Annotated in this window: 12 protein-coding genes; 5 read left to right on the forward strand and 7 right to left on the reverse strand. The window is 63.0% G+C overall.

The genetic code is table 11. From position 1 onward, the window contains the following. A partial coding sequence (locus AC2FMN_RS17005) for an MmgE/PrpD family protein (protein WP_496689638.1) occupies positions 1–643 on the forward strand: 643 nt, incomplete at its 5' end. Between the two features lie 18 nt (positions 644–661). On the opposite strand, the gene thpR is transcribed toward AC2FMN_RS17005, so the two are convergent. From thpR to AC2FMN_RS17035, 6 genes are all read right to left on the reverse strand, one after another. Beyond that, positions 662–1,177 (reverse strand): RNA 2',3'-cyclic phosphodiesterase, encoded by a 516-nt coding sequence (gene thpR / locus AC2FMN_RS17010; protein ID WP_496680012.1) that lies wholly within the window; start codon positions 1,175–1,177, stop codon positions 662–664. 125 nt (positions 1,178–1,302) lie between these two features. After that, entirely contained in the window at positions 1,303–3,435 is a 2,133-nt protein-coding gene (locus AC2FMN_RS17015) for a hypothetical protein (protein ID WP_496689640.1), read from the reverse strand. A 14-nt stretch (positions 3,436–3,449) separates the two neighbouring features. Next, positions 3,450–4,319, reverse strand: coding sequence for a flagellar motor stator protein MotA (motA, locus tag AC2FMN_RS17020; RefSeq protein ID WP_496689642.1), 870 nt, complete (start codon positions 4,317–4,319; stop codon positions 3,450–3,452). Positions 4,320–4,364: 45 nt separating this feature from the next. Beyond that, the gene (locus tag AC2FMN_RS17025) at positions 4,365–4,943 is read right to left on the reverse strand and encodes a MotE family protein (RefSeq protein ID WP_496680008.1); all 579 of its coding nucleotides are present in this window, start codon (positions 4,941–4,943) and stop codon (positions 4,365–4,367) included. Beyond that, positions 4,940–5,551 carry a hypothetical protein gene (locus AC2FMN_RS17030; RefSeq protein ID WP_496689644.1) on the reverse strand — a complete coding sequence of 204 codons (612 nt, stop codon included), beginning with the start codon at positions 5,549–5,551 and terminating at the stop codon, positions 4,940–4,942. The genes AC2FMN_RS17025 and AC2FMN_RS17030 overlap by 4 nt, the downstream gene beginning before the upstream one ends. A 9-nt stretch (positions 5,552–5,560) precedes the next feature. After that, a complete protein-coding gene (locus AC2FMN_RS17035) occupies positions 5,561–6,082 on the reverse strand; it encodes a flagellar basal body-associated FliL family protein (RefSeq protein ID WP_496689646.1) in 522 nt (173 codons plus the stop codon). An 86-nt stretch (positions 6,083–6,168) separates the two neighbouring features. On the opposite strand from AC2FMN_RS17035, the gene fliF reads away from it, so the two are divergent. From fliF to fliP, 4 genes are read left to right on the forward strand one after another with little or no spacing between them, the layout of a single operon-like run. Then, positions 6,169–7,761: a flagellar basal-body MS-ring/collar protein FliF gene (fliF, locus tag AC2FMN_RS17040; protein WP_496689648.1), complete on the forward strand. Its 1,593-nt coding sequence runs from the start codon at positions 6,169–6,171 to the stop codon at positions 7,759–7,761. Continuing rightward, on the forward strand, positions 7,761–8,357 hold the full coding sequence (locus AC2FMN_RS17045) for a FliH/SctL family protein (RefSeq protein ID WP_496689649.1): 597 nt from the start codon (positions 7,761–7,763) through the stop codon (positions 8,355–8,357). The genes fliF and AC2FMN_RS17045 overlap by 1 nt, the downstream gene beginning before the upstream one ends. Continuing rightward, positions 8,350–8,637: a FliM/FliN family flagellar motor switch protein gene (locus AC2FMN_RS17050; RefSeq protein ID WP_490361532.1), complete on the forward strand. Its 288-nt coding sequence runs from the start codon at positions 8,350–8,352 to the stop codon at positions 8,635–8,637. Before AC2FMN_RS17045 ends, AC2FMN_RS17050 begins: the two co-directional genes overlap by 8 nt. Then, positions 8,634–9,365, forward strand: a complete 732-nt coding sequence (gene fliP, locus AC2FMN_RS17055) for a flagellar type III secretion system pore protein FliP (protein WP_496689651.1) — start codon at positions 8,634–8,636, stop codon at positions 9,363–9,365. The genes AC2FMN_RS17050 and fliP overlap by 4 nt, the downstream gene beginning before the upstream one ends. A 9-nt stretch (positions 9,366–9,374) precedes the next feature. Here the strand turns inward: fliP and AC2FMN_RS17060 are convergent. Beyond that, positions 9,375–10,265: sensor histidine kinase (locus tag AC2FMN_RS17060; RefSeq protein WP_496689653.1), on the reverse strand; the 891-nt coding region annotated here is incomplete at its 5' end.

Raw genomic sequence — 10,265 nt, forward strand, 5'->3', positions numbered from 1 at the left:
CGAGGAGGACCGCGCCGCACCCTATTGGCAGGACCTCGGCACGTTTTGGCAGATGGAACATCAATATGTGAAACCCTATCCGATCTGCCGCTGGGCCCATGCCGCCATAGACGGGCTGCGCACGGTGATGCACACGCACGGTCTGACCCATGACCGGATCGCCCATGTTGATATCAATACCTTTCATGAGGCATGCCAGCTGTTTTCCGGCGTGCCGCAGACGACGTCTCAGGCTCAGTACTCGCTGCCCTTCGCCGTTGCGGTGCAAGCGGTGCACGGCCGGATCGGAGTGGAACACTTGATGGGGTCGGGGCTAGCTGACACGGACGTGGTCGGGTTCATGTCACGAATTTCGGTTCGAACATGCGATCGGCACTCGGCCCGGTTTCCAGCCGGACGCTGGGCGGACGTCTCGGTCACGACACGCGACGGCCGGTTGTTGCACTCGGGGGACACGCATGCCCGGGGTGGCCCCGAAGCGCCGATGTCGCGCCAGGATGTCATTGGCAAATTCCTGGAATTCGCGACGCCGCAGATGGGGGGCGATGCCAAGACGCTGGCCGAGGCTGTTCTCGACCTGGTCGACCCCGATGCGCGGTTCGACCGAGTTGCCAGCTTTCTCTACCCGGGCCTTGACCGGTAACGCCCGCCCCGCCCGATGTCAGGTGTCGGGCAGCAGGGGATAGTCGGCAAGCCGATCATACCGCGATCCCTGCGGAGTCAGGGTCGAGGAGAAAAGCGCGAACCGGTCTACCGGCATGTCTGGCGCATCCGGCAAGAACCCGGAAAAACCCTTGAGCAGAGCCGGATTCGCGCCGCGCTGGATGGTGATGTGCGGCCGAAATCTGCGCCGCGGTACGTCGATGCCCGCCCTTCGCGCCAGTTGCAGAGTTTTCGTCTGCAATTCCTGCAAGGACGGGTTTTTCGCAACGGCCAAGTGTATGGTGTTTCCAAACATTCCCAAACCGTCGAACCGGATGCAAAAGGCAGGGTGCTGAACGCGCTCCAATTCAACATGCAGAACGGAAAGTTGTTCTTCCGGCGTGTCCCCCAGAAAAGCCAGTGTGACATGCAGATTCTCTGCCACAACCGGGCGACCTCCGGAAAAGCCGGATTGTAGGACGCGGCAGAACCGCACCAGATCCGGCGTTGCGGGAATGGCCAGAAAACTGCGCATTTCGTCCAGACCTGACAGGCCGGTTCGGGGCCTGTCTCATGGGTTTGTATTTCGGTCAGCCCATCTTGAGCTGGCGGACGAACTTTGCAAGCCTCGGCGCGACGCCCATGGTCGGTTCAAGGTCGTCATTCTGCGTCCGTTTCGACAAGAGCCAGCAGATCTCGGATTTTTTCGCGCGTTCCGGTGCTGGTCTCCAACAGTTCCCGCGCGTCCTTCAAGGGCGATTCCGGTGACCGTTCCGCCGCGTTATCCAGTTCAGCGCTCAAGGCCATCAACCGGCCCACTCGACCGTCCGAAAGGTTGATCTGCGCCCTTGGCGAACCCGCAAACCACGACAGCCGGGCGGCCTCGACATCCTCTCCCAACTCGGTCAGGATCCCTGCGGCTTCCTCAAATTCGCCCAGTTCGGTCAGTGCCGCGGCCCGCAGACGCTGGATCCGCTCGGATCGGTCATCTGCCAGTTCTTCCAGCGCCTGTCGCGGCTGGCCTTCCATCATCGCGACGCGGGCGCGCAGCCATGCTCGGTCGCGCTGGCGGGTTCGGTCTTGCCCTTTGTCGACCAGCCGCTGGACCTGCGAGGCAAAACCCAGATCGGCATATCGCTTGGCCAGGGCCAGGGCGGTGTCGGTGCTGAGGCGTTGAACCAGCGACGGATCCATCGCGAAGGTCATGCGGACGAAAGTACCGTCATCCGCCCGTTCTGCCATCAACTGCAGGATACGGTTCTGAGTGCCATCCCAATCGGCGTCCCCCACATGAGCCGTGGAAAGCCGGAATGCCGGTTCAAACTCGTTGAACAGGCTCAGCGCTACGGCATGGCTGCGAGCCATGACGGGCCCGAGTTCCGAGTTCTTCAGTTCAACGGCATAGGTCCCGGCAAGGTCCAGCTGTCTTTGGGTGATCGCGCCACGGTCGGCCCATTGCTGCTCGATCAGCCTTGCCAGAGCCAACGGAGCTTCGACCCGCGCCTTGGGATCCTCGATCACCCTGCTCAGCAACGTTCTGCTGCTTTGCGCGTCTTCCGCGGCTGAGGCGACTTGGGCCTTTGCCAAGTTGGTTTCGGCGCTGACTTCTGGCTCGATGCGCTCCACCGAGCGCAGAATCCTGCGGGCAGCCTCCAGTTCTTCGGCCTTCGTGAAGACCTGCGCCAATCTGGGACCAAGATGGCGCCGCAGATGTTCGGGCAACCGTTGGAACGATTGCTCGACTGTTTCCGGCCGAGCCTCGGGCTGCAACTCTCCTTGGGCGAGCGCGGCCCAAAGCGCTATTGCACCGTCACAACGTTGCAACCCCTCGAATGGTGGCGGCCCGTCGGATGGAAGCGCATCGATGACCGTCGCAATGCCGGCAATCCACTCTGCTTCCTCGGGAACCTGGGAGAGCAGGCCCAACGTTTGTACCGCTTCGGCTCCGAAGCCGAAATAGGTCAGGACCTCGGCAAGCCTGATCACGGCGTCTGGATCGATGCGATCGAACTCTTGGAACAGGGCGCGGCGTAGGTCTGCCACCTGCTGATGGAACGGACGGCCATCTGTCCAGGACTCGAAGTCCAATGCGGCGTCCGAGATGCAGGCCGGCCCAGGTTCCAGAATTGGCAATGGCAAATTCGCCATGAAGCCCAACTCGTCCAAAACCGAGGTTATCGCCAGGTTTGGTGACAGGTCGGACCCAAGCAAAGTCGGCGGAGGCGGCGTCGAGGCGCGCGGCCCGACGCCCGACAGGTCGAGATCGACGATCTCGCGGTCGGCACTCTGCAGGAAGCGGGTGGCTAGACGGTCTTCGATGTCTTGCCGGCTCAGGCGCAGTAAAGGTTCGGCCAGATGGGTCAAAGGCAGGTCTTTGGCCGGTGTCGCCTGGTCCACGCGGGGAAGAACCGGTGGCGGGATATCGAGATCGGGCAAGGGCAGCGCCTTCCCCGGAGCGATGTCCACCACGACCATCGTGTCCTTGAACAAAAAAGCGGTTGCCGCACAGTCGCAGCCGAATTCCATTTCCAGCGGCGCGCCCGGCTGCGCTTGCGTGAGGCCCGAAAGCCGGTTGCCCGACAGGCGTGTAAATACCGATTTCATGTCGAACACCACGTCGGTCAGGGCCAGCGAAAGGGTGGCCCCCTTCTTGCGATGTGTCAGCCGCCAGGAGGTTCCGGTCGGAACTTGCACCACCAGCCGGGTATAGCCGTCATGTTCGCCCGATCGCACCGGAATGGTGGTTTGCGCCACTGCTCCTCCGGTCGCGAAGCTCAGAAAAGCAAATGCCATAGCCAGCCTTCGCATCATGCCGCCGCCTGCTTGATTTCCTTTAGTGCTTCTTCCAGTTCAGTGAAATTCGGCCGGTTGTGGGTCGGCGTGTTCTGCCGTCCGACCTCGATACACATCGCCGCGTTGTGGTTGTGAAGGTTGGCGACCAAAACTTCCTTGATCAGTTGGTAGAAATGGTTGTCTTCCTCGACGACCGCTTTCAGCTTTCCGGCGAACGGGCCGACTAGGCCATAAGCCAAAAACACCCCCAGGAAGGTCCCGACCAATGCGCCCCCGATCAACTTGCCCAGAACCTCCGGCGGCTGGTCGATCGACCCCATGGTCTTGATCACACCCAGAACCGCAGCAACGATTCCCAAGGCCGGCAGGCCGTCGGCAACCGTCTGAAGAGCGTGGCTGGAATGCATGGCATGTTGAAAATTGGCTTCCATGCGTTTCTCCAGAACCTCTTCGACCTGGTGCGGGTCATCATAGTTCATCGCCGCAGACCGCAAGGTGTCGCAGATCAGGTCGACGGCTTCCTTGTCGGCCTGAATCTTGGGATACGCCGCGAACAGAGAGGAGTTTTCCGGATCCTCGATATGCCCCTCGACCTCGACCGGGTTGGACCGGGCCAGCCGGATCAGTGAAAACAAAAGGCACAACAGGTCCCGATAGTCTTCGGGTTTCCATTTTGGGCCCTTGAACACCTTTCCCAGATCCTTGACCGTATGCTTGACCGCGGACATGTCGTTGCTGATCAGGAAAGCGCCGACAGCGGCCCCACCGATCATCATCATCTCGAAAGGCAGGGATTTCAGGATGATGGCCATCTTGCCGCCGGCGGCAAGATAACCGCCGAAAACCATCGCGAAAATGACGACAATACCAAGAATTCCAATCATGCTTGCTCTCCGACAGGGCGACATTTGGAGTGGTGGGGCAACGGCCTACTCCGTAGGTGCGTTGGCATTGCGGCCTGCCAAGACGACACTGATCGTATAGGCCACCTGAGGGTTCAGCCCGGCCATGATGCCGGCGGCCGTATCCGAGGGCATGCGCGCCAGGAAACCCGCGGCGAATACAGGGTCCATCGTTTCGAATAACTTTGCGGCGTCCTTCGGCTTCATGTTCTGGTAGACATCGGTCAGACGCGCCAGATCCCGCTCGGCCGCCTGGTCGGCAACGGCCAGAGTTTCCCGCAGCGACTCTTCTGCCTTCCGCAGATCGGCAAGGCGCTGTGCGATCGTCTTTTCCGCGATCTCGACTACCTTTTCCTTCTCGCGCAGCATGTTCTCCCGCTGTCGGAGCGCGGTTTCCCGCTGCGACAGCTCGGCCAGAAGCGCGTTCAGGTCCGAGGCTTGGGGTTGTGGATCGTGGTGCTCGGCCGCAGCTTTGGGTGCGCGGGCAAGGGCGGGCCCCGCCTCAAGCCCCAATCGGATGACGGCGGACCCGATCATCAACGCGGAGATCAGGGTCAATACCCCTCCGCGCGCCCGCGGTTGCGCATGTTGCGGGGCGGAGGTCATTGTCGCGCCTCACCGCCTTGAGTCGTATGACGGAAGAACAGGACGCCTTTGGGCATCGCCTTTGCCTCCTCGGCGCCCTTCTCCGAACCGCCCCTTGCGTCAGGTTCGTCGTTCGGCTCGGTATCACCTCCGCCCGAGGCGTCTTTCGCTGTCTCTTCACCTGCGCTCGCGCCATTTTCTGTTTCGCCGCTTCCTGCGTCGGCTACGCCCGCTTCGGACTCGTTGAATTCCGGTTCGGCCGGTGCCGTGGGCGGTTCGTCAGGTCGAACCAGGTCGTCAGGTTGCGGCGATTCGTTCTTTTTTTCGGTATCCGAGCCAGTCGCGGGCACCACATCGTGCATCGAGGCCATGATCAGCTCTAGCCGTTTGGCAACCGATTCCGCGCGTTCGGTCAGGCCTTGCAGTCGCTGCCCAGACTGATCCGAGGCCGCTCGCGCCGCGTCCAGGGATTTTCTCAGCTCTTCCGCCTGGGCGGACAGCACGGAAACCGCCCCGCCGACCCCTTTCTCAAGGTCGGTGAACCGCTTGAGGCGCCGGGCCAGAACGAAACAGTACAAGCCCGCCCCAAGCGCGCCTGCCGCCAGAAGAATGTCCGCAATCAGCTCCAATTTCGCCTCCTAGTTCAACACGAATTCCATGACCAGAACGTCACGCACCCGGCCCTCGCCCACGACCATGCCGATGCGCCGCAGCAAGTGGCCGCGAATCCGCACCAACGTCAGCGAGTCCTCGAGGTCCGACAGATCGACTGCGCGCAGATAGCTGTTCATGACATCCACGATTCGGGGTTTCATCGCCTCGACTTCCGAGGCGTATCCGGCCTCGACCTCGAGCTGAGCATGGAATTTCAGGTGCCGCGAATCGCCGGTGGTTACCGCAACGATGACCTCCGGCAGGTCGACGAACTGAACGTTCGGCGCCACATGGCCGGCGGGGGACTTTTCCGCCGTTTCTTCATGCGAATCGCGGCCCAGTGGCAACAGCCCTGAACTGGTCATAAAGTACCCGCCGGCAGCGCCAGCCAAGGCCAGCACGAGCCCAACGATCAGCCCTGCTTTACCCGATTTTTCAGGGACTTCTGCCTGTTCTGCAGTCGCGTCCGTCATGGCGGCCTCATTCTTGCGTTCGGACACCGTCATAACCCTGCAGGGACTAACCGATTGTTAAGGGCAATCGTCCAAACAAGGGACGAGCCGCACAGAATGTCGGCGAGTCGGAGGTGAGCGTGCAGCAGATCGGAACTGTCTGGGCAAGTTTGGACAGGCGCAAGCAAATCATCGTGGCGGGCGCCGCGATCCTGGTATTCCTGAGTGTGCTGGCCATGTCGCGGCTGGTGACTTCTCCATCGATGACCCTGTTGTATGCCGGGCTGGAAAGCGGCGCGGCGGGCGACATCGTTCGCGCACTGGATCAACGCGGCGTCGCATATGAGATCCGGGGCGGTTCGATCTATGTGCCAGCCTCCCAGCGGGATGAACTGCGCATGACGCTGGCGTCCGAGGGCCTGCCGGCCAATGGCAATCGGGGCTATGAACTGCTCGATTCGCTCAGTGGGTTCGGCACCACGTCGCAGATGTTTGACGCCGCCTATTGGCGCGCGAAAGAGGGTGAACTGGCCCGCACCATCGTCAGCAGTCCCCATGTCAGCCAGGCGCGGGTGCATATCGCGAACGGGTCGTCCAACCCGTTCCAGCGGTCGGTCGCCCCCACGGCCTCGGTCTATCTTGTGCCGGCTGGCGCCCGGGTGACGGCCGAGCAGGCCAAGGCAATCCGTTTCCTGGTCGCCTCGGCGGTGACCGGATTGGCGCCCGAGGATGTTGCGGTGATCGATTCCAACGGCGCGGTCGTCGGCCCGCAAGAGGCCACGGTCGCTGCCGATACGGCCGACGACAAGGCCAAGCAGCTGCGCGAGCGGGTGTTGCGCCTGGTCGAGGCACGCGTTGGCCCCGGAAATGCCGTGGTCGAGGTGAGCGTCGATACCGTGACCGAGACCGAGTCGATCCGCGAGCGGCGGTTCGATCCCAAGGGCCGCGTTGCCATCAGCACCGATATCGAGGAACGCTCGGACAGCTCGCGTAACCAGTCTTCGGACGTCACCGTGGCGTCGAACCTGCCGGATGGCGATGCCGCCGGCGGGGACGAGTCGAATTCGACCGCGACCCAGACCCGCGAGCGTGTGAACTACGAGGTGTCCGAGACCGAATTGGAAGTGCATCGCGCCCCGGGGGCGATCAAGCGCCTGACCGTGGCGGTCATGGTGAACGGCACGCGCACGGTGGATGCGTCGGTAGCGTCGGTGTTCCAGCCGATGCCCGACACCGAGCTTGAGGCCCTGCGCGAACTGGTGGCCTCGGCGGTCGGCTTCGATGCCGAACGCGGGGACGTGATCACGCTCAAGTCGATGGAATTGCCGCAGGTGGAGCCGCAGGGAACCCTGGCCTCGGCCTCGACTTGGCAGAACATTCATCTGGACACGATGTCGTTGATCCAGATGGCGGTGTTGGCGATCGTGTCGTTGGTAATGGGGCTATTCGTGATCCGTCCGATCCTGACCAACGCTCCGGTCGCGGCATTGCCGCCGGCGGCCGAGCGGTCGACGGCACCGGATGCCCAATATCTGGTCGGCGAGATCGCCGACGGCCAGGATCAGGATTTCGCGCCGCTTGCCCCGGCCGCCGACCAAGGTGCGGTCCCCGCAATTGCGCAAGCCACGTCCGAGGATGCGGTCGCGCGTCTGCGCAGCATGATCGGCGACAAGCAGGAGGAAACGGTCGAAATCCTGCGCAGCTGGCTTGAGGAAAGCGAGGAGAAGGTGTGATGTCGATAGCCCATCTGCTCGAGGATTTCACCGCCCAGGCCGAAGGCGCCCCGATGCGCCTTCTGGACGAGGAAGCGTTGGAGGAAGAACGGTTCGCAGCCTTTGAAAAGGGATACGGGGCCGGCTGGGAGGACGCGTTGCAGGCTCAGGGGCAGGGCCGGGCTGCCCTGACCGAAGAGTTGCGCGCCGCCTTCGCGGACCTGTCTTTCAGCTATCACGAGGCGCTGACCCGCATGACCTTGTCGCTCGAGCCGATGTTCCAGTCGCTCGTGCAGGTGGTTCTGCCGCAGGCCATCGATCAGGGTTTTGCGGCGCGCGTAGTCGAACAGTTGTGCGAACTGTCACGTGAACAGGTTGCCCAGCCGGTGCACCTGGTCGTGCCTCCGGGCGCGGCCGAGGACGTCTCGGCGCTGTTGCCCGGCGGCATCGACCCCGCACCCAAGGTGGTCGAGGACCCGGCGCTGCAGCCGGGTCAGGCGCGGTTGCAGGTCGGCATGGCCCGCGCCGAGGTCGATTGCGCGGCGCTGTTGGAGACGATCGCCGCAGCGTTCAACGCGTATGTATTCGAGGCAAAAGAGGCTTTGGCAAATGAGTGAAAACCCGCCCCCCAAACCGGAAAAACACAACCCGTTCGAGACGGTGCCGATCGAAGTGACCGTCTCGGTCGGCCGGGCGCGTCCGTTGGTTCGCGACCTGCTGAACATGGGCGAAAACGCGGTTCTGACGCTGGACAAACGTGTCGAGGATCCGGTCGACCTGTATGTCGGCGATCAACTGGTTGCGCGTGGTCTGCTGGAAGAGATGGAGGGGGAGCATGCCGGCCAGCTTGCCGTGCGCCTGACCGAGATATCGGATTTCAAGACCGGGCTGGGATGATGCGCGGCGGATTCTGGCTGATCCTCGCGGCGGTGTTGCTGGCGCCGGCACTGGCTTCGGCCCAGGAGCTGTCGCTGTCTCTGGGCGAGGGCGGCTCGATATCGGCGCGCACGATCCAGTTGATTCTTCTGATCACCGTGCTCAGCCTGGCGCCCGGGCTGGCGATCATGGTCACCTGTTTTCCGTTTCTCGTGACGGTTTTGGCAATTCTGCGGCAGGGGATCGGGCTGCAACAGTCGCCGCCCAACATGCTGATCGTCAGCCTGGCGATGTTCCTGACCTATTTCATCATGGAACCGGTTTTCACCCAGGCCTGGGACACCGGAATCCGGCCGATGGTCGAGGAAACGATGGACGTCGAGCCTGCGTTGGAGCGTGCGCTGGTGCCGTTTCGCGAATTCATGGCCGCGCGGCTGGATGCCGATACGTTCCGGGCGATGGCTGCCCTGCGGCCGAATGGCGAAACGTTGGAGCTGTCGCCGCAGGCGCCTCTGTCGGTGCTGATGCCGTCCTTCATGCTGTCCGAGATCGCCCGCGCATTTCAGATCGGGTTCCTGATCTTCCTGCCGTTCCTGATCATCGACCTGGTGGTAGCCGCGGTGCTGATGTCGATGGGTATGATGATGGTTCCCCCGGCTACGGTGTCGCTTCCGTTCAAGCTGGCGTTCTTCGTCATCGCCGACGGGTGGTCGTTGATCGCGGGAGCGCTGGTGCGCAGCTACTCGTGAGGCGGAGCGTCACCTCAGGATCGTGAACCGGGCGCGCAACCCCTGTTCGCCGGCCTCGAACCGCAGGGAGCCGCCGTGTTGTTCGGCCACAGTCGCGACGATGGTCAGGCCAAGGCCGAACCCGTCCGACGAGCCGGTGTTGGACCCGCGCCGGAAAGGGGCCATCAGCGCCTCGATATCGGTGACCGTCAGGTCGGTGCCCTTGTCCTCGACGATGACCGTGGCGGTTTCGGCATCGGTCTCCAGCGCAACCCTGGCGTGCCGACCGTATTTCAGCGCGTTGTCGATCAGGTTGGTCAGCGCCCGCCGCAGCGAGATCGGGCGGGCCATCACCAGGATGCGCCGGCTCTCCGGCAGGCTGGCGTGGCCGCGCCGGGACATGAACAAAGAGGAGGCGCCTTCGACTTCGACCGGGGCGATCTGCTGCAGATTCACCGGCAGGTCCATGTCCTGGTAATCGGCCACCAGCGACTCGACCAGCGAGGTCAGTGAGATCTGCCGCGGTTCCTCGACGCTCAACTCCGACCGGGTATAGGTCAGCACGCTTTCGATCATCCCGGTCATCTGGTCGACGTCCGATTCCAGCTTTTCGCGCAGGTCGGGGTCGGGGATCAAGGCCGCGCGCAGCCGCACCCGCGCGGCAGGGGTGCCCAGATCGTGGCTGACCCCCGACAGGACCGTGGCGCGTTTTTCCAGCTGTGCGCGTTCATCCTGAAGATAGTCGTTCACGGCCGAGACGATGTCGCGCAGCTCGGCCGGGCCGGCAATGTCATAGCTTTGGGGACCGCCATGTCGGCGCCGGTCGCGCAGCGCCTGTGCGAAGCGGGCGAAACTGTCGGTGGCATTGCCGATCGATGTGAGGATAGCGGCCAAGGCTACGACCGCCGCCAGGATCGCCGG

Source organism: Ruegeria sp. BHSC037, from assembly GCF_059613045.1.